This is a genomic window from Cognataquiflexum nitidum (genome assembly GCF_022538055.1).
GTDB lineage: Bacteria > Bacteroidota > Bacteroidia > Cytophagales > Cyclobacteriaceae > Cognataquiflexum > Cognataquiflexum nitidum.
In genome coordinates this window covers 40,892-59,408 of the sequence record NZ_JAKZAM010000014.1, presented here as the reverse complement: position 1 = coordinate 59,408, position 18,517 = coordinate 40,892, and the positions used below count along the sequence as shown (strand labels likewise).

General features: G+C 41.3%; 17 protein-coding genes. 11 read left to right on the top strand and 6 right to left on the bottom strand.

Features of this window, described 5'->3' with window-relative positions; genetic code table 11:
* Nucleotides 1–71: 71 nt before the first annotated feature.
* Nucleotides 72–965, top strand: a complete 894-nt coding sequence (locus tag MMU07_RS11165; protein WP_241125960.1) for a UbiA family prenyltransferase — start codon at nucleotides 72–74, stop codon at nucleotides 963–965.
* Nucleotides 966–1,100: 135 nt separating this feature from the next.
* Here MMU07_RS11165 and MMU07_RS11160 read toward each other — a convergent pair whose 3' ends face one another.
* Nucleotides 1,101–2,213: an NAD(P)/FAD-dependent oxidoreductase gene (locus tag MMU07_RS11160; RefSeq protein WP_241125959.1), complete on the bottom strand. Its 1,113-nt coding sequence runs from the start codon at nucleotides 2,211–2,213 to the stop codon at nucleotides 1,101–1,103.
* A gap of 124 nt (nucleotides 2,214–2,337) precedes the next feature.
* Between MMU07_RS11160 and MMU07_RS11155 the strand changes: the two genes are divergently transcribed.
* Both MMU07_RS11155 and MMU07_RS11150 read left to right on the top strand, forming a co-directional pair.
* Nucleotides 2,338–4,866, top strand: a complete 2,529-nt coding sequence (locus MMU07_RS11155) for a zinc-dependent metalloprotease (RefSeq protein WP_241125958.1) — start codon at nucleotides 2,338–2,340, stop codon at nucleotides 4,864–4,866.
* Between the two features lie 408 nt (nucleotides 4,867–5,274).
* Nucleotides 5,275–5,694 (top strand): Fur family transcriptional regulator, encoded by a 420-nt coding sequence (locus tag MMU07_RS11150; RefSeq protein ID WP_241125957.1) that lies wholly within the window; start codon nucleotides 5,275–5,277, stop codon nucleotides 5,692–5,694.
* 1 nt (nucleotide 5,695) lies between these two features.
* Here MMU07_RS11150 and MMU07_RS11145 read toward each other — a convergent pair whose 3' ends face one another.
* Nucleotides 5,696–5,926 carry a hypothetical protein gene (locus MMU07_RS11145; RefSeq protein WP_241125956.1) on the bottom strand — a complete coding sequence of 77 codons (231 nt, stop codon included), beginning with the start codon at nucleotides 5,924–5,926 and terminating at the stop codon, nucleotides 5,696–5,698.
* A gap of 168 nt (nucleotides 5,927–6,094) precedes the next feature.
* Here MMU07_RS11145 and MMU07_RS11140 point away from each other — a divergent pair, with 168 nt between their 5' ends.
* Complete coding sequence (locus MMU07_RS11140) at nucleotides 6,095–6,610, top strand: YcxB family protein (protein WP_241125955.1); 516 nt, start codon at nucleotides 6,095–6,097, stop codon at nucleotides 6,608–6,610.
* A 230-nt stretch (nucleotides 6,611–6,840) separates the two neighbouring features.
* Here MMU07_RS11140 and MMU07_RS11135 read toward each other — a convergent pair whose 3' ends face one another.
* Nucleotides 6,841–7,341 (bottom strand): fasciclin domain-containing protein, encoded by a 501-nt coding sequence (locus MMU07_RS11135; protein ID WP_241125954.1) that lies wholly within the window; start codon nucleotides 7,339–7,341, stop codon nucleotides 6,841–6,843.
* A 137-nt stretch (nucleotides 7,342–7,478) separates the two neighbouring features.
* Here MMU07_RS11135 and MMU07_RS21710 point away from each other — a divergent pair, with 137 nt between their 5' ends.
* From MMU07_RS21710 to MMU07_RS11120, 4 genes are all read left to right on the top strand, one after another.
* Nucleotides 7,479–7,610, top strand: coding sequence for a hypothetical protein (locus tag MMU07_RS21710; RefSeq protein ID WP_255737352.1), 132 nt, complete (start codon nucleotides 7,479–7,481; stop codon nucleotides 7,608–7,610).
* Between the two features lie 103 nt (nucleotides 7,611–7,713).
* On the top strand, nucleotides 7,714–8,187 hold the full coding sequence (gene rlmH / locus MMU07_RS11130) for a 23S rRNA (pseudouridine(1915)-N(3))-methyltransferase RlmH (protein ID WP_241125953.1): 474 nt from the start codon (nucleotides 7,714–7,716) through the stop codon (nucleotides 8,185–8,187).
* On the top strand, nucleotides 8,165–8,302 hold the full coding sequence (locus MMU07_RS11125; protein WP_241125952.1) for a hypothetical protein: 138 nt from the start codon (nucleotides 8,165–8,167) through the stop codon (nucleotides 8,300–8,302). The genes rlmH and MMU07_RS11125 overlap by 23 nt, the downstream gene beginning before the upstream one ends.
* A gap of 440 nt (nucleotides 8,303–8,742) precedes the next feature.
* The gene (locus tag MMU07_RS11120) at nucleotides 8,743–9,573 is read left to right on the top strand and encodes a hypothetical protein (protein WP_241125951.1); all 831 of its coding nucleotides are present in this window, start codon (nucleotides 8,743–8,745) and stop codon (nucleotides 9,571–9,573) included.
* Here the strand turns inward: MMU07_RS11120 and MMU07_RS11115 are convergent.
* From MMU07_RS11115 to MMU07_RS11105, 3 genes are read right to left on the bottom strand one after another with little or no spacing between them, the layout of a single operon-like run.
* Nucleotides 9,570–10,802: an exo-alpha-sialidase gene (locus MMU07_RS11115; protein ID WP_241125950.1), complete on the bottom strand. Its 1,233-nt coding sequence runs from the start codon at nucleotides 10,800–10,802 to the stop codon at nucleotides 9,570–9,572. The genes MMU07_RS11120 and MMU07_RS11115 overlap by 4 nt on opposite strands.
* A gap of 2 nt (nucleotides 10,803–10,804) precedes the next feature.
* Complete coding sequence (locus MMU07_RS11110; protein WP_241125949.1) at nucleotides 10,805–11,497, bottom strand: response regulator transcription factor; 693 nt, start codon at nucleotides 11,495–11,497, stop codon at nucleotides 10,805–10,807.
* A complete protein-coding gene (locus MMU07_RS11105) occupies nucleotides 11,494–13,188 on the bottom strand; it encodes a sensor histidine kinase (protein ID WP_241125948.1) in 1,695 nt (564 codons plus the stop codon). The genes MMU07_RS11110 and MMU07_RS11105 overlap by 4 nt, the downstream gene beginning before the upstream one ends.
* A 175-nt stretch (nucleotides 13,189–13,363) precedes the next feature.
* Here MMU07_RS11105 and lysA point away from each other — a divergent pair, with 175 nt between their 5' ends.
* The 3 genes from lysA (at nucleotide 13,364) to MMU07_RS11090 (ending at nucleotide 18,441) form a co-directional block, all read left to right on the top strand.
* A complete protein-coding gene (lysA, locus tag MMU07_RS11100) occupies nucleotides 13,364–14,596 on the top strand; it encodes a diaminopimelate decarboxylase (protein WP_241125947.1) in 1,233 nt (410 codons plus the stop codon).
* Between the two features lie 386 nt (nucleotides 14,597–14,982).
* A complete protein-coding gene (locus MMU07_RS11095; RefSeq protein ID WP_241125946.1) occupies nucleotides 14,983–16,893 on the top strand; it encodes a T9SS type B sorting domain-containing protein in 1,911 nt (636 codons plus the stop codon).
* Nucleotides 16,894–16,911: 18 nt separating this feature from the next.
* Nucleotides 16,912–18,441: a cryptochrome/photolyase family protein gene (locus MMU07_RS11090; protein WP_241125945.1), complete on the top strand. Its 1,530-nt coding sequence runs from the start codon at nucleotides 16,912–16,914 to the stop codon at nucleotides 18,439–18,441.
* Nucleotides 18,442–18,517: the final 76 nt, after the last annotated feature.

The following is an 18,517-nucleotide window of genomic DNA, read 5'->3' as shown; positions in this document are numbered from 1 at the left end:
ATTTTTTCTAACTTGGGATGCCTGAAAGATAACCATCCCTTACCTTTAAAGTTAAAAATCTAAATTTATTTATGTTTAAACTATCAAGTTGGAAACACCTCAGAATTCCATTTTCCTTCTATCTCCTCCCGATATTTATTTTTGCCCTGGCTTTTACCCCAAACCACAATCCCGAAAGGATGCTGATTGTGCTGGTAGCTTTGCACTTGTTTCTTTACCCTTCGAGCAATGGTTACAATTCTTATTTTGACAAGGACGAAAAAAGCATCGGCGGTCTGCGCAACCCGCCCAAAGTCACCAAAGGCCTTTATTTTCTTTCTTTGGTGTTTTTTTTTGTTTCCCTGGCGCTTGGTTTGATGATCAATTGGCAATTCAGCAGCATGCTGCTCGTGTATAGCCTCGTGTCCATGGCTTACAGCCATCCCTCCATCAGACTCAAAAAGTATGCCTATGTAAGTTGGGTGGTCGCAGGGTTCTTTCAGGGCTGCTTCACTTTCTGCATGGCTTATGCGGGATTGAGTGATTTTGGTTGGGAGGTATTTACCAAAAGCCACGTCTTGATTCCGGGCTTGCTGTCCAGTCTGATGCTGTGGGGTTCTTATCCCCTGACCCAAGTTTATCAACACGAAGAAGATTCCAAAAGAGGGGATATCACGCTGAGTCTGAAACTGGGCAAAAAAGGAACGTTTGTTTTTTCAAGCGTCTGGTTTTTGGTGACGGGAATCTGCTTCAGCTGGTTTTTCCTAAGCAGGAATCAGGAAAGCGCCTTTTATGGATTCCTGGGCGCCATGCTTCCGGTGATTTTGTTTTTTCTCATCTGGTTTTCTTTTGTGCAGAAGGATGAACAAAAATACACCAACTATACCTGGACCATGTGGATGAACAGGATATCTGCCATTGCGTTGAATATCTTCTTTGCTTGGTATTTCTTGGAGAATACGCAGATTTTGCAGGCTATAAGTTGATTCTCAAGTTTGAAATCAAAACGTGCATTGTTTTTAAGATCAATATCTTCAATATCCAAATATCAATCAATATCGATTTGAATCAAGAAAGACAGTCAGTTAACCAGTCTCATTTCCGACATCTAAAGCTTTGATTTAGAATCTTTCCCCATGCGTCATTTTCATAATCTCCTTTGCCAAAAAAGTAGAGTTTTTGATCAGTCCCACTGAAAATTCTGAAACTGCTTTTGACCCAAAAAGCCACTGCACTTTTCTGCCGATCCACAATCTGGTTTTGAAAATACCATCCCATTGGCTGCGGTATTGGCTTTCAATCGGAATTCTTTCCTTATTGAGAAGAATGGCTTCAGCAGCCAATTTGCCTGTATGGATCGCGATCGCCATGCCATTGCCGCAGAGCGGGGTAATCAAACCCGCCGCATCGCCGACCATCAGGATATGGTCTTCGACAGGCTGCTTGGGTGAAAAATTGATTTCGTTGATGACTTCCGGTTTGTCAAAAAGGAACTCACTGTTTTGAAAAATTTGCCTGAGATGGGGATTTTTGTGGAGTACTTCCTTTTCCATTTCAGGTATGCTTCCATAATGTCGGAGCTGCTCTTTGGAACCCAAGTAACAAAGATTAAAAATCCCACTTTCCACTTGGTTGAGGCCACAATATCCCCCCTCAAAATTATGCAAGGCGACAGTATTTGGGTCAAAGTCCGTTTTGACGTGGTATTTGACCCCAATAAATGGACTGCGCTGATGCATAAAATGCCTGTCCATGGCTTTGTCCACTTTGGATCTTTTGCCAAAAGCCCCTATAACATGGTTGGCTGATAGGGAACTGCCTCTACTGAGTTTGAGAAAAAACCTGTTTTCTTTTTGCTCAAATCCAACTTCCTCCACCTGCGTCTGAAGCATAAAGGTTACACCTTCAGCTGATGCTTTTTGGTACAAAAATAAATCAAACGCATACCTGCTGATACCAAATCCACCAAGGTCCAGTGGCATATTGGCCATATTTCCTTTGATGGAACTCAGCTGAAATTTATTGATATCAGAAGGACCTATTTCCTGGGGGAATAGATTTTCTTTGAGTAAAAAATCTTTGACCTCATTGGAGATATATTCCCCACAAACACGGTGAAAAGGATATTTTTTTTTTTCAATGAGCAAAACCTCCCTTCCGTTTTTAGCCAATTGATGCGCAGCAATCAATCCTCCCAACCCTCCGCCGATGATGATAATGTCTAAATGCTGCATAAAACTGTCGCGCCTTTTAAATGGAATGAATTGCCGTTTATCAAATTTCGGCCTTTGAATTTAAGAAAAGCCCTGAATTACGGGTTAATTTCAAAAGTTAATTATCAAGTCAACTACATAACACATGAAGAAGTTTACCCAAATGTATTTACGAAAGGGATTGACTTTTCTTCTTTTGGTGGGAATGGTTTTCGTCAATGACGAGGCATTTGCCCAAAAGAAAAAGAAAAAAGATTCCAAAAACGCCCCTGCGGTGGCAGCTCCTGCACCTGCAAGACCTGCGCCGCCGAAGACAGGGCCAAAATCCTATGCTGAAGTCATTACCGACAAGGCAAAGTCAAAGGACGGATTGTTTAAAGTTCATGAGTTGGACGGGAAGTATTTTTATGAAATCCCCGATACCCTGATTGGGCGAGAAATGCTCATTGTCACGACCATTGCCAAGACCGCAGATGGGATCGGGTATGGTGGCGAAAGGACAAACACTTTGCTCGTCAGATGGGATCAAAACGGAGATAATATACTTCTGAAAGTAGTTTCCTACAGCAACACGGCGGCTGACTCTTTGCCAATATTCACAGCGGTAAAAAGCTCCAACCTAGAACCGATCCTCCAAAAATTTGATGTGAAGGTAAAAGCTACGGATAAAAATGGTGTAGTTATCGAGGTAACGGACTTGTTTACTAAGGATGTTCAGGCCATTGGGTTACCAAGAAATAGAAGGACACAGTATAAAGTAACTAGACTGGACAATGAGCGCTCCTATATTGAGCGGGTGAGCCCTTATCCGATCAACATAGAAGCAAGGTATGTCATGACCTATGCTGCTACCGAGCCACCTTCAAATGCAAGCACAGGATTGATTACGGTAGAGATGAATTCTTCCATGGTACTGCTTCCAAAAGTACCAATGATGCAACGTCTTTCCGACCGACGCGTAGGGTGGTTTAGCCGCTCAGTAGTGGACTACGGTCTCGACCAACAAAAAGCTGCGACAAGAACTTTCCTTGACAGATGGAGATTGGAAGTGAAGGAAGAAGATTATGAGAAATTCAAAAGAGGTGAATTGGTAGAGCCAAAAAAACCGATTGTGTTTTATATTGATCCTGCCACGCCTGAAAGATGGAGATCTTACCTGAAGCAGGGAATTGAGGATTGGCAAAAAGCTTTTGAGGAAGCGGGATTCAAAAATGCCATTCTTGCCAAAGACGCGCCTACCAAAGAAGAAGATCCTGATTGGAGTCCTGAAGATGCGAGGTATTCTGTCATCAGGTATTTTGCCTCGGACATCCAAAATGCATATGGACCACACGTCTCAGATCCGCGCTCGGGAGAGATCATTGAATCGGATATCGGCTGGTACCACAATGTGATGAACCTGCTCAGAAACTGGTTCTTTATCCAAACCGCAGCAGTCAATCCAGAAGCCCGGGGTGTCAACTTCAGGGAAGAAGTCATGGGCAGGTTGATCCGATTTGTATCCTCTCATGAGGTGGGACATACTTTGGGTCTTCCACATAATTTTGCTTCATCACATGCTTATCCGGTGGATTCTTTGCGGTCAGCTACTTTCACCAAGGAATTTGGCACGGCGCCTTCCATCATGGATTATGCGAGATTCAACTACATCGCGCAGCCCGGAGATGATAATGTCAGCCTGATGCCTGACGTAGGACCTTATGACAAGTACTCCATAGCATGGGGTTACAGACCTATCTTGGAAGCCAAAACTCCCGAAGAAGAGCAACCTACCTTGGACAAATGGATTTTGGCCAAACAGGGAGATCCTGTTTACCGTTTTGGCCGTCAGGGCAATAGCTATGATCCAAGTAGCCAAAGTGAAGACTTGGGGGATGACGCCATGAAAGCTTCCGATTACGGGATTAAGAATTTGAAAGTGATCCTTCCAAACCTGATGAAATGGACTGCAGAAGAAGACAAACCATTCAAAGACTACAGCGACCTTAATGAAATGTATGGTCAGGTGATCGGTCAGTACAATAGATACATGGGACATGTTCGAACCAATGTCGGCGGGGTATATGAATTCTACAAATCATCGGGTCAAGGTGATGCTGTCTATGTCCATGCCGACAAGACAAAGCAGAAACGTGCCGTTCAGTTTATCAACAAAGAATTGTTTGCCACGCCTTCATGGCTGATGGATGAAAAAATCATCGAAAGAACAGGTGATTTCGGAGCATTGGAAAGAATCCGTGGGGTGCAGGTCACTACTTTGAATGGAATCCTGGAATGGGGTAGACTTGGAAGGATGATTGAAAACGAAGCCCTAAACGGAAAAAATGCCTATACCATGGTGGAGCTGTTTGATGACCTGCGTGGAGGAATATGGAGCGAGTTGCCTTCCGGCAAAACAATCGATGTCCACAGGCGAAGTCTTCAGAGAGCACATATTGAGCGCTTGGAGTTGTTGCTAACCGGAAACGAGCCAAATCTTCCTTTGCAGTTCAGGGCTTTTCTTGGGCCGCAGATCAATGCTTCCCAATCTGATATCAGACCAATGGCAAGAGGTGAATTGAAAACCTTGCAAAGACAGATCACTGCTGCCATTCCAAGAACTTCTGACAAAGTATCCAAACTCCATTTGGAGGATGCTTTGGAACGAATCAATAAAATCCTGGATCCAAAATAGGAGGCATGAACTAATTTGAAATGATGCAGGGTAATTGATTTAAGTTTCTTACTAAAATGGATTTGATATTCATTGATATTGGATATTGATGGATATGGGTTCAAAAACCATCATTTCTTTAATATTGAAGTGATAAGAATAAAAATGGATAATAAATAATATGTGTATCCGCTTTCTTGCACGAGGCCAAACAATAATTTGTTGGAGGAGCCATTAAACACCCTGTGGACAGTGGACTGTCGTCTATGGACGAGTATCCGCATTCGATACAACCTCCTATAGCCCAACGTGCAACATTGCGGATACTCATAATAAATAATCTTGAGAAAAGGCCAAGCTGAACAAGTTTGGCCTTTTTTTGTGTTATGGTCCTAAGTCCCTATTTTTACCCAAACATATTTTAAAACGATGTCCAACAGCCCTCTTCAACTCCTTCAGGAACACAGTTTGCGGATTACCAATTGCAGACAGGAAGTATTAAAGACTTTTTTGGAAAGGCAGGTGGCGCTTTCCCATTCCGATCTCGAAGAGGTTTTGCAGAAAGATTTTGATCGGGTGACGATTTATAGGACTTTGAAGACCTTTTTGGACAATGACCTCGTCCATAAAGTCCTTGATGACAGTGGAGCTACCAAGTACGCCTTGTGTTCCCATTCCCATGCCGGGGAGCACCGTCATGACCACGAGCATGTGCATTTCAAATGCGAAAAGTGCGGCAGGACTATTTGTATGGAAGAAGTAGGCTTGCCAAAAATCTCCTTGCCCGAAGGATATACCAAAAAAGAGGTAAGCTTACTGATTCAAGGAGTTTGCGACAAATGCAACTGAGTCAAACCTCCATGGGTTCTCTCGGCGCTTTCTTTGTAGGAGAATCTGTAGGCCAAATTACCCCCGGAGGCAAATCGATTTTAGGTGGAGTAAAGTCCTCTATGCCCCCATCTCCGTCGTCGCTGCTGCCTGTATTTCGCCCAAGATTGGATTTGGTCATGGTAGCCACAAAGTAAATCAGCACCACATAGGCAACTCCGCACAAGACCAAATCAACTATCAAGCTACTCATATGCAATGAAATTTGAATCAATTTACTACAAAACCATGTAGAAGTCAATCAATTAACTCATCAAAGACAATATTGATTTAAGAATTTTTAAAAAAATCAATTGGTTTCCTGTTTAGCTTGTGAAATAAGCGATATCATTAGATATTTGCGCACGAAAAAAATGAAGTAATGATAGTCAAAACAAAAAAATATCAATTAGAAACAGGAACCTACATCAAGTTGGGGCTGACCAATATCCTCAAAGAACAATGGTGGGTGGTATTGATCGCCATCGCCATAGGTTGCGGTTATTTTTGGATTGCATCTTGGTGGTGGATCAGCATGGCAATACTTGCCTATGCATTATATTGGCTTTTTTGGGTTATCCAATTTGCAGGCGTCACCCAAATGGAACAGAACAAGGTCATTTTTGAAAAAATGTCATATGAAATTGACAGCAGACAGATATTGATGAAACTCAACGTCCAACAGGGGATGCCCATCAAATGGGACCTGATCAAAAAAGTGGACCTGACCAAAGATGCTTATATCTTGACCATGTCCAAAGCCCAATTCATATACCTTCCTTTCAAAATTTTCAACACGGAGAATGAAAGGAAATTTATGGAAGCCATCCTTAGAAGAAAAGGATTCCTTCCTGAACAGCCCGCGGGCAAAATAGCCACGGCGGAGGTGAAGAAGTGATCAGACCATGGTCGACAGTCGATAGTCCATAGCTGCTACAATGGCTCTTCAATCCAAGATTTTATTTGGTAAGTGGCAAGTAAGCGTACATACAAATAAAACAAAAGGCCTGATTCGGTTTGAATCAGGCCTTTTTGTTAAGTCAACGATTGATCATCCATGGTCTATGGTCTAATGACCATTAACCTTTTCTGAAGTATTTAAATAAATCAAAACGTCCAATCACACTATTACATTTTTGGAAGGATTACCGTATCGATTACGTGAACCACACCATTTGAAGCTTCAATATCAGCAACGGTAACAGTAGCATTATCTACCATAGCTTTTCCGTCTTTCAAAGTGATGGTTACTTCAGAACCTTGGGCAGTTTTAGCCTTCATTCCATTTTGGAGGTCTTTGGAATAGACTTTCCCTGGAACCACGTGGTAAGTCAATACCGCTACCAATTGGGCTTTGTTTTCAGGCTTCAAAAGATTCTCCACCGTTCCGGCAGGAAGTTTGGCGAAAGCATCATTGGTAGGAGCGAAAACAGTAAAAGGGCCATCACCCTTCAATACACCGACCAAGTCACCTGCTTTGACAGCGACTACCAAGGTGGAAAGGAATTCGGTCTGAACCGCAAGATCAACGATATCTGCTTCCGGGTTCAAAGTTGCATTTTTGTTCAAAGTGAAGGATGATGTCAAAAAGAATGTGAACAACATCGCAATGGCAAATAATTTTTTCATGGTAATAATAGTTTTGGTTAGGTCATATAAAGCCCAAAGCCTATCCTATTGTTTTTCAAATACTTGTGAAATTTTGTCAATGGATTTTGACTTACGGCATACGACCGTTTGTCTACAAAAATTGGCTGTTTAAAGAAATGATTTATTTGTACGGTATCAAATCGCAGCTCACGCAGATTGTGCTGACTGGCGCAGAAAAAGATGGATTGGGTTTGGGAAAGTTTTGTTTTAATGGAAAAGCAGAAGATGAGAATCTAATTTTTCTTTAATTTAACCAATTATCCAACTTGCCCATTGAGCTTAACACGAATCCTTCATCACAATTATTTTCAAAATCCGGATTATTCGGTTAAGCTTTAATTATTTTGCAGGATGCAGATCAGACTTATCGCCGTCGGCAAAACAGACCATGCCGCCATTCAGACGCTATTGGAGGAATACAGCAAGCGCTTGGGGTTTTATATCAAGTTCGAGTTGGAAATCATCCACGATCTCAAAAACTCCAAAAACCTCAGCGAAGCTTCCCAAAAGGAAAAAGAAGGCGAACTGATTCTGAAAAGAGTCCTGACTTCCGATGAGTTGGTATTGCTCGATGAACAGGGAAAGCAATTTTCATCCGTGGATTTTTCGGACTATCTCCAAAAGAAAATGAATGCAGGTTTGAAGCAATTGATCTTTGTCATTGGCGGTCCATATGGATTTTCAGCCGAAGTGTACCAAAGGGCAAACGGCAAAATCTCCCTTTCCAAAATGACCTTTTCCCACCAAATGGTCAGGGTATTTTTTGTGGAGCAACTGTATCGGGCTTTTACGATCCTGAAGAATGAACCTTATCATCATCAATGAGATGGGAGACAAGAGATTTGAGACTGGAGATGTGAGATTGGGGCAGGGCAATAAGAAGCAAGAGACGAGATTTGAGACGGGAGATATGAGACGTGAGATTCGGGCAGGGCAATAAGAAGCGAGATTTAAGACTTGAGGAGGAAAGTGTTGAGTTAAGAATTCAGAATTAAGTCCATCATAATTCGTGCTTCAATTGATTGAGAGTAAGGCCTGAATGTTTTTAGGCCTTCTTTTCCAATTTTTTGCACTGCTACATTTCATTACACTTCCATAATTCTTTTTTGAAAAAGCATTTTTTACAATACTAAATCAATGTCGTTTAGTTTGGTGGATTCAATTTACTTTTCCAAAGTTTGGAATGTATGTTTTAAGATTTTTAAGATCTGATCCCAACTTTGGAAAAGCTTTGTTTTACACAAAAGCCCATCTAAATGACATTGATTACTAAATTCTCAATGTTAAATTAATGTTAAGTTTTTTAACATTTATTTCCTTAATATTAATTTAATGTTAATTTTGGATTAACCTAATGTTACCATATGTTCCTCGAAGTAAATGAAAAAATTGTCAACGATACTGTTATCTCTGCTATTGGTTAGCTTCTCTGCTAGCTCCCAAGATAAAATTGACCATTTGATTCTTCCTGTTTTTGACAATACTTCTGAAAGAGAACTACTTTTTAACCATCAGGACAATCCATTTTTATTGCTCCAATCACTTTATCCAAATGAAAAACTTTCCCTGACAAATTGGAACCAAGTCGTATCGGATTTGGATAGGATACCCAAAAGGAAGAGGAAAAGTATCAAGATCCCGCCCGGTATCTTTTTTCTTGTACAACAAAAGCTTTTGAAAGAATACCAAAAAAACGCCAACTTCTCTAAGACGATCGATCAGGGAATTTATGATTGCGTCACGGGTACTGCTGTCTATGCTTTGCTCCTAAATCGGTTTGATATTTCCTATCAGATCATCGAAACTAAAGAGCACGTATTCATCCAAGGAATATTTAAGAAAACCCCATTTATCATAGAAAGTACCTTTGCAGATGAAGGAATGGTATTGGGAGAGCAGGAGACTAGGGGATTTCTGAACAGTTTTATCATTCAATCATCTAAATCTGCCAACCTGAAGCCAGTTGAGGTGGGATCTTTTTTTTCCAAAAATGAATCCAATACGCTATTCGAAAAAATCGGACTCCGTGAATTGGCGGGTTTGCAATATTATAATGATGCGGTCAAAAAATTTGATGAGCAAAAATACAAAGCTGCCTATGTGCAATTGCTAAAAGCAGAATATTTGTATCCTTCAGAACGGATTATTGACTTTAAGGGAAAAATGGAAATGCTATTAGGTGTTGTCTCTAGAACTGATATCAACTATTAAATAGACATTTTTGCGACTTTGACTTTTTTCAGACTCCCAGAGTCATCCGTCCAAGCAAACCATAGGGTATTTCCGTTTTTAGTCATTTGGGGAAAACCACTGCTTCTTTTGTCAGATGAGGTAGCCACTTGAATCGGATTGCCCAATTTACCGGAGGAACTCACAGATCGGACTAGAATTTTTCCTTCCTCCATCCAGCATACCATCGCTTTGTCTTGGCCTATCATTTCGATGTCCACGCGGCCAAGGGTTTGCCCAAGGTCGATTTTGGTTGGCGTTTCAAAAGACTTTCCATTGTCATCGGAAAAGGATACTTTCACTTCAGGATTGTCCTTTGCACCTGTGTACCAAGCCACAGCAACCTGATTTCCTATGGCAGAGACTCTAGGGCCATTGACAGGACAGGCGGCTATTTCCCACAGGTCCATATAAATCGGTGCCGTTTCTTTCCAATTTCCGTTTTCAAATTTTGCAATCCCCAAATCCCTGATTTCAGTTTCGGACCTGTCTCTGAAGATCACCAACGGGCCTTCCTCAGTCATGGCCGAGGTCGTCTGACAGCAGTCACAGACCCTGTCGTCCAGTTCCCATTCCTCTATTTTCTTCCCCTCAATATCCAGTACCGCTGCCCTGACTGTCATCTGACCATGGTGACCGTGGTCATGGCTATGGTCGTGGCTTCCACCTCCGGTATTTCTTCCATCCAACCAACTGACGAGCATATTTTCTCCCCAAGGAATTATGGAAACAAAGCCATGTTCTGTTTGGGTCTTGTCATCATGCAGGACAAAGGGCTCAGACCAATGTTTCCCATCTTTGGAAATGCTGATCCGAACATCGTAGGCAAAGGTTCCTTCACCGCTTTTTTGCAAAAACGCGGCAATCAAGGTCCCGTCTGCAAAAGCTGACATTTGGGGATAATCCGCCCAATTGACAAACCAATCTGATCCTTGGGCAATGGTGCTTTCGGAGGAAAAAGTTTCCCCTTCCAGCTTGGAGAATTTAAAAATATTGATGGAATCAGATTTTTCTATCCAAGAAAGGTAAGTTTCGCCTTGGGGTGAGGTGAAAAGATACGGTTCTTCGATATTGGCGTTTTCAGAAGAGATATCTTTAAAGTTGACCACCGGATGGGCTATGGTTTCCTGCTTTTTTTGCCCACAAGAAAAAAGGGCTGTCCCTACGAGGAAGCCCAATGCAATTATTTGATTGTTGCTTTTGTTGATCATTTTTAGTCAGTTACCACCATTTTGAAACCTTCCCCGTGGATCGTGATGATCTGTACTTTGGGATCGTCTTTGAGGATTTTTCTGATTTTGCTGAGGTACACATCCATGCTTCGCGCATTGAAATAAGAATCATCTCCCCAAATCTGCTTCAGGGCGTGGCTTCTGTTTACCAGTTTGTTGATTTCTGAAGCCAATAACCTGATCAGTTCATTTTCCTTGGAAGTGAGCTTGTGGACTCCTGATGGGCCATTGATATATTGTTCATCATAATGGAGTTCAAATTCTCCGAATTTATAAAGCTTCAAAGTATGTACTTCTTCTGATTTTTGGGTGCGACGGAGAATCGCCCCGATCCGTAGCAGCAGTTCCTCCATACTGAAGGGCTTGGTGATGTAATCATCCGCTCCGATTTTCAATCCTTCGATGATATCTTCTTTGAGGTTTTTGGCAGTCAGGTAGATTATCGGAAGGTCTTCCTGCACTTTCTTGATCTCTTTGCCTAGGGTAAAGCCATCTTTCTTTGGCATCATAATATCCAAGATAGCCATGCTGAATTTGTCCTTCTTGAACTTAGTCCAGCCTTCTTCCCCATCTCTGCAAAGGGTGGTTTCATATCCTTTCATGGTCAGGTATTCCTGCAGGATATCCCCTAGATTCGGATCATCTTCTACTACTAATAGTTTTGGTTTGCTCATGGTGTCTTGGGGAGTTTGATGGTAAATATACTTCCTTTTCCTGGTTCACTGTTTACGGATATTTCACCCTTATGGGCTTCGATAATGGTTTTGACATAGGATAATCCAAGCCCAAAGCCTTTTACATCGTGGACATTGCCTGTGGGAACCCTGTAAAATTTATCGAAAATTTTCCTAGTAGCTTCTTTCGACATGCCTATGCCATTGTCCTGAATGGATACGAAGGCAAAACCGCTTTGATCCCAAGCCTTGATATGGATAGTAGGACTGTCTTTGCTGTACTTGTTGGCGTTATCGAGCAGGTTATTGAGAATATGTGATAGGTGGAAGGGGTCTGACATCAGATTTGGATCTGACATTTCATTTTCCAGTGTGATCTTTCCTCCTCTATTTTCTACCTGAAGTTCAAACTGTGATTTGGCATTTTCCAATATTTCTATCAGGTCAACGTATTCCATCTTTAGCCTGAACTCCTTTTTTTCCAAAGTTGCCGCCTGTAATACTTTCTCCACCTGACCACCCAATCTTTTGTTTTCGTCCTTGATGATGCTTAGGTATCTCTTTCGGAAAGATTCCTGATTCAACAATTCCGGGTCTTGCAAAGCTTCGACTGCGAGACTGACAGTTGCGATGGGAGTTTTGAACTCATGGGTCATGTTGTTGATAAAATCATTCTTGACTTCGGAGAGGTTTTTTTGTCTGATGATCACCCTGATGGCATAGACAAAGCAAAAAATCACCACGCCGATAAATAGGATAGAACTCAGAACCGGCAGCCAAATTTGCCTAAAAACATAGGCTCTTTTATTTGGGAAGTTGACTAGCAGGTAATTTTCCTGGGAGATGATATCACTAGGGAATAACCTTGCCTGCATCCGTGAACTCATCAAGGAGAATGAATCGGCTGAGTTTGTAAGAGGTAAAAATTTTCCGTTGTTGTCAAGAATTCCAAGCTCAAATGATTGTTCTATTCCCTTTTCTTTTAGGTTATTTTTAACCAACAGTCTCACCTGACCTGTATCCATTCTGGACAGAATGTCTTTTTCCCCGATCAATTCCTCCCAAGCACGGTTCATAAAATCAATTTTCAGGTTTGCACTGCGGATTTTTTCCAAGGCATCTAATGGAATATTGTATTCCTCTTCGAATTCACCGTCACGGACTATTCCGTACCGGCTTCTGAAAACTTTCTCATTTTGGTTGAGGTACTGAAATTGCCTTTCCCTTTCCTGTAGTAGGATTTCCATTTCATCAGGTGTAAACATCGAGGAGGCAATCTCCGGGGTAAGGTTAGTAAAAAAATTATCCAAATCTGTCAAAATAGAAATATCCAAACCCCTTGCTTCTATTAATCTTTTAAAGCTCTGGCTGATCTGAGGAATAGGTTGTTGCAGCAATGTATCCATCACAGAGGGTCTTCTGCGAGAATTGGGTCGCTGTCTCACCTGTACCACGATAGGTTCGATTTTTTGTGTCAGGGATTGTTGCAGGAGAGTGTCTTTGGCTAGGTAGCTCAAAAATATGTCGCTTGTCTCCCCTTTTTCAATTTGGGTAATTGTCGCTGCCAGAGATTGGTAAACAGCTTGTTCAAATCTCTCCTCATTGATACGGAGGGCATTTCTGATCCAATAGTATTGGAATCCCACCAGACCTAGGCTGGAGATGGACATCAATATTATGATCAGTTTCATTTGAGAACTCGACATGTTGCAAATTTATGCCTTATTGGATGGCATGGGTTGGGCTTAACATAATTTAACTGCTTAAATTACTGATAGGTTTCCGTTCCGAGAAGATTTACTCTTCAGGTTTTCAATCTTTTTTATTGTGGTTCTATCCTTATCTTTGGGGCTTAATATTAGTTTCATGGAAGTTAAAGACCAGCAATACCAGATTCAGGGAGTTTCTATGATCGGTTTGTCGAAAGACTACGGCACGCCTTTATATGTATATGATGGGGAAAAAATCCTCGAAAAAGTCAGGCTTTTACAAAAGTCTTTTGCGGGAGTCAACCTCAGAATCAAATATGCCACCAAGGCACTTTCAAATATCAATATTCTGAAATTGATGAAAAAAGCCGGAACGGGTGTAGATGCTGTTTCCATAGAAGAAGTGAAACTTTGCCAACATGCAGGATTTGAACCTCATGAAATCATGTATACACCTAATAGTGTTTCTTTTGAAGAAATACAGGAAGCTGTAGCCCTAGGGGTAATGATTAACATTGACAACATTCCGATGTTGGAGCATTTTGGCACTTTCTATGGCAATAAAGTTCCGCTTTGTATTCGTCTAAATCCGCATATCCTTGCAGGAGGCAATGCTAAGATTTCCGTTGGTCATATTGACAGCAAATTTGGTATTTCTATTCTCCAGTTGAAGCATGTGCTCAAAGTCGTCGAAGCACATGACCTGAACATTGTAGGATTGCATATTCATACAGGATCAGACATTTTGGATGCAGAGGTTTTCCTTAGGGGGGCCAATATTGTCTTCGATGCTGCCAAAGAGTTCAGGGACTTAAATTTCCTTGATTTTGGGGGAGGATTTAAGGTAGCATACAAGCCGGATGATATCTCTACAGATATCGGGGAAGTCGGAGGCAAAGTATCCCAAGCTTTCAAGGCTTTTTGTATTGAGTATGGCAAAGAACTCGAGATTTGGTTTGAACCAGGTAAGTTTTTGGTATCAGAATCAGGCTATTTATTGGCTAAAGTAAACGTGGTGAAGCCGACCCCTGCCTCTACCTTTGTCGGAGTGGATACGGGTCTCAATCACCTCATCCGTCCTATGATGTATGACGCCTACCATGGGGTGTTGAATATATCAAAACTAGAAGGCCCCGAAAGGATCTATACCATCGTCGGTTACATCTGTGAAACAGATACTATCGCCGCTGACAGAAAATTGACAGAGGTACAAGAAGGTGATATTCTTGCCATAAAGAATGCCGGAGCTTACGGCTATAGCATGTCTTCCAATTACAATTCAAGGCTTCGCCCTGCCGAGGTTTTGATTCTCAATGGCAAAGCTTACCTTATCCGGGAAAGAGAAACTTTCGAAGATATATTAAGACATCAGATTGACATCGGACTGTAACAGAAGTTAAGTCAAAATCTAAACCCGGCTCAAAAAAGTCGGGTTTTATTGTTTTTGGTGGATAGTAATCCAAATTTTTTTGATTTTTTCAGAATTTTTTTATTTCACTTCATACATCAAAAAAAGCAGGTCTTCTTAAGGTTTTTGAAACTGATGCTACAAGCATTGATTTCTGCACTTTTAACTCTGCATATTCGGGTGTTGGCTTGTTGGTTTTTTAGCATATTATTTCATTAATTAAAAAAAATCACCCGAACTCAGAAATATCATTTTGTTTTATACAAATAACATAAAATAATATTTCTATTTACCAAAAACAGATTTTTGCTTTTCAACCACATAATCCCATGGTCAAAGAGCACTGTAAAGGTCAGATATAATACGTCATGAATTGGCAAAAAAGACTCCTCAAAACCCTGATTTTCCTGATTTTTCTTCAGGGATTGAGTCCCTTTGCCTTATCGCAAGGGATCTATCTCGAGCAGTTATACAGCAAAATCCGGCGACCTGTCGTTTTGGATACAACCGTATTCAGGACTATGGGCACGAATGGGACACCTGATCCGGGTGATATGGTTGTGGCTGTCAGTGGTCAGTTGGCACTTTGCACCCATGCAGATAGAGGGCATATTTTATTAGATGTAACCGGAGGCATTCCCCCTTACACTTTTCTTTGGAACAATTTACAAACTGTCCAAAACAGGTACAGTTTACTTTCTGGTACCTATACTGTTTGGATAAAAGACAGTGCTGGCCATGAGGTCAAAAAGAAGATAGTGGTTCAACCCCCGTTCCCATTGATTATCGAAATGGCAGAAAAAAAAGATGTCTCCTGTGGTAACGCTGATGGAGAAGCTAAGATTAATATCAAAAGGGGGAGGGGTGGTCCTTATAAAATTGAATGGAGCCATGGCTTGACAGACGAGTTGTCCGCAAAAGACTTGTCTCCCGGAACTTACTCCGTGAAAGTTTCTGACAAATTTAATTGTAGTCAGACCCTGTATTTTGAAATCAAATCGAGCAGTGAGGCGATTCAGCTAAAAGAAGAGGTAACGCACATATCCTGCTCCAATGAGAACAAAGGATCAATTGCAATCACAGCAAGTGGAGGAAAAGCACCATTTCAATTTAATTGGTCCAATGGAAAAACTTCAGATAAAATCACTGACCTGAAAGCCGGTGAGTATGGCTTGACTGTCACAGATGCAAATGGTTGCAGTATTTCCAAAACTTATACCATCCAAGCTGCAGAGCCTATGGCAGTCACGGCAGAAATTTCAGATATTATGCTTTGTGGCGAGGCAGAGACAGGCAAAATATTGCTTGATATACAAGGTGGAATTGCACCATTCACTTTTTCTTGGAACAATGGCTCCGAAGAAAAAGACCTTGAAAATTTGGCATCAGGGGATTACAGCGTCAAAATCACAGATTCGATGGGCTGCGAGATCATAAAAACCTTTACTATCAAAGGATCTGAAAAAATTACCGCCAAAATAGAGACTACTGTAGATATTAATTGTGAGACCAATGAGGTCAAAGGTGTGGCTTGGGTAAGTATTAAAGGTGGTAAGGCTCCTTACCAAATAAATTGGCTAAATTTTAATAAAAACACACAAGAGATTGAATTTTGGACAGAAAAAGAACTTGCTGTAGAGGTGACTGATGCAAATGGTTGCAAAATTATAGAGAAGATTTTTGTCGACTACAGCAATATTGTCGCCAAGGACAGGCTTGCGTTTGATGTCAAAAAACTTCAACTGCATGCTGACGGGGAAATTTTGGTTGATGACCAATTGATATTTGAAAGTAAAATCTCAGAAGACTTTATAGCATGGGAATGGAATTTTGGAGACGGGACCGTTTCAACAGATAAGGATCCTATTCATGTTTTCAGAATGGCAGGAGAATTTGAGGTAGTATTAAAAGCATACGATATATATGGCTGCTCCTCTGTCCAGAAAGAGGAAATTAAAGTTAGTGAAGTCAGTGAATACCTGATGATGCCAAATGCATTTACCCCCAACAGTGACGGATTGAATGACGTCTTCAAACCTGAAACCAAAGGTATCAGTGGGTATAGAATGTATATTTTCAACAAATGGGGAGAAATGATTTTTTCGAATGCTTCCCAAAGCAGTGAAGGATGGAATGGGACTTTGAATGGTCAATTGTTACCTGCCGGAAATTATGTATACAAAGTCAGCTTCCAGACTCCAAAAGGGGAAGAGATTGAAAAGGCAGGTACTGTCTCCCTTATCAGAGAAAACAAAACGGCATCAAATGGTGTATGGTAATCAGTCCGTACACCGTTTATGTCAAAAACACTGCGCCTGATTCTTGGCGACCAACTCAACATTCATCATTCTTGGTTTGACAAAATACATCCTGACATCACCTATGTCATGATGGAAATGAAGCAGGAAACGGGCTATGTCCGTCACCATATCCAAAAAGTTGTCGGATTCTTTTTGGCCATGAGAAATTTTGCCGAGACCCTTCAATCTCAAGGCCATCATGTAATCTATTGGAATCTCGACCATCCTGACAATAGCCAAAACCTCACGGAAAATCTACTTTTCCTGATTGAAAAAGGGGATATCGGCAGATTTGAATACATTTTACCGGATGAATATAGGCTTGACCTGCAGCTGACGGATTTTTGCATATCCCTTTCGATTCCCTATCGGCATTTTGATTCAGAACATTTTTTAACCTCAAGAGAATTTTTGGCAGAATTCTTCAAGGGGAAAAAGACATTTCTGATGGAGACTTTTTACCGGGAAATGAGGAAGAAGTATCAAGTCCTTATGGATGGAAAAGAGCCTTTGACAGGAAAATGGAACTACGACCAAGACAACCGCAACAAATTCCGTGATCCCTTGCTCCTCAAGGCGCCCGAGGTTTTTCCAAAAAATGTAAGTGAAATTGTCGGGTTAGTTCAATCCATGGGTGTGGACACGATCGGGTCTATAAATGAAAGAAACTTCGAATGGCCTGTTACCAGGGAGGAAAGCCTGCGGGTTCTCGATTACTTCTGTGAAAAACTCTTGGACAGCTTTGGCGAATACCAAGACGCGATGTACACAGGAGATGCATTCTTGTTTCATAGCCGCCTCAGTTTCAGTTTGAATACCAAAATGCTTTCACCCCTTGAAGTGGTGGAAAAAGTGGAGCAGTATTGGTTTGCAAATCAGGACAGGATCAATATCGCCCAAGTCGAAGGATTTATCCGGCAAATTATCGGGTGGAGGGAATATATGCGCGGAGTCTATTGGGCCAAAATGCCCGAGTATGCGACTTTGAATTACTTTGGACATGATAGGAAATTGCCTGAATTCTATTGGACCGGTAAGACCAAAATGAATTGCCTGAAACACAGCATCGCACAGTCTTTGGACAAGTCTTATGCACACCATATCCAAAGATTGATGGTAACCGGAAACTTTGCACTTTTGGCCGGAATAGATCCTGATGAGGTGGATGCCTGGTATTTGGGGATCTACATTGATGCTATCGAATGGGTTGAAATCACCAATACGCGAGGCATGAGTCAGTTTGCAGATGGAGGTATAGTGGGTACCAAGCCTTATGTTTCCTCTGCCAATTACATAGACAAAATGAGTGACTACTGTAAGGGATGCCATTATGACAAAAATCTCAAAACAGGAGAAAACGCATGTCCATTCAACAGCCTTTATTGGCATTTCTACGATAGAAATGAAGACAAATTAGCCAAGAATCCAAGAATAGGAATGGCCTACAAGACCTGGGAAAAGATGAAAGACAAATCCAAAATCCTGGAGCAGGCAGAAAAATATCTTGGAAACCTTGATGAATTGTGATTGGGGAAATGAGAATATTAAATTACCCTATGTTGCCAATGAATTCATTAATTCAATTGATTGCCAGGGATTGAAA

Bases quoted from the DNA above. Each gene is read 5' to 3' on its own strand.
- MMU07_RS11165 (WP_241125960.1), top strand. From the start codon at position 72: ATGTTTAAACTATCAAGTTGGAAACACCTCAGAATTCCATTTTCCTTC.
- MMU07_RS11160 (WP_241125959.1), bottom strand. From the start codon at position 2,213: ATGCAGCATTTAGACATTATCATCATCGGCGGAGGGTTGGGAGGATTG.
- MMU07_RS11155 (WP_241125958.1), top strand. From the start codon at position 2,338: ATGAAGAAGTTTACCCAAATGTATTTACGAAAGGGATTGACTTTTCTT.
- MMU07_RS11150 (WP_241125957.1), top strand. From the start codon at position 5,275: ATGTCCAACAGCCCTCTTCAACTCCTTCAGGAACACAGTTTGCGGATT.
- MMU07_RS11145 (WP_241125956.1), bottom strand. From the start codon at position 5,926: ATGAGTAGCTTGATAGTTGATTTGGTCTTGTGCGGAGTTGCCTATGTG.
- MMU07_RS11140 (WP_241125955.1), top strand. From the start codon at position 6,095: ATGATAGTCAAAACAAAAAAATATCAATTAGAAACAGGAACCTACATC.
- MMU07_RS11135 (WP_241125954.1), bottom strand. From the start codon at position 7,341: ATGAAAAAATTATTTGCCATTGCGATGTTGTTCACATTCTTTTTGACA.
- MMU07_RS21710 (WP_255737352.1), top strand. From the start codon at position 7,479: ATGATTTATTTGTACGGTATCAAATCGCAGCTCACGCAGATTGTGCTG.
- rlmH (WP_241125953.1), top strand. From the start codon at position 7,714: ATGCAGATCAGACTTATCGCCGTCGGCAAAACAGACCATGCCGCCATT.
- MMU07_RS11125 (WP_241125952.1), top strand. From the start codon at position 8,165: ATGAACCTTATCATCATCAATGAGATGGGAGACAAGAGATTTGAGACT.
- MMU07_RS11120 (WP_241125951.1), top strand. From the start codon at position 8,743: ATGAAAAAATTGTCAACGATACTGTTATCTCTGCTATTGGTTAGCTTC.
- MMU07_RS11115 (WP_241125950.1), bottom strand. From the start codon at position 10,802: ATGATCAACAAAAGCAACAATCAAATAATTGCATTGGGCTTCCTCGTA.
- MMU07_RS11110 (WP_241125949.1), bottom strand. From the start codon at position 11,497: ATGAGCAAACCAAAACTATTAGTAGTAGAAGATGATCCGAATCTAGGG.
- MMU07_RS11105 (WP_241125948.1), bottom strand. From the start codon at position 13,188: ATGAAACTGATCATAATATTGATGTCCATCTCCAGCCTAGGTCTGGTG.
- lysA (WP_241125947.1), top strand. From the start codon at position 13,364: ATGGAAGTTAAAGACCAGCAATACCAGATTCAGGGAGTTTCTATGATC.
- MMU07_RS11095 (WP_241125946.1), top strand. From the start codon at position 14,983: ATGAATTGGCAAAAAAGACTCCTCAAAACCCTGATTTTCCTGATTTTT.
- MMU07_RS11090 (WP_241125945.1), top strand. From the start codon at position 16,912: ATGTCAAAAACACTGCGCCTGATTCTTGGCGACCAACTCAACATTCAT.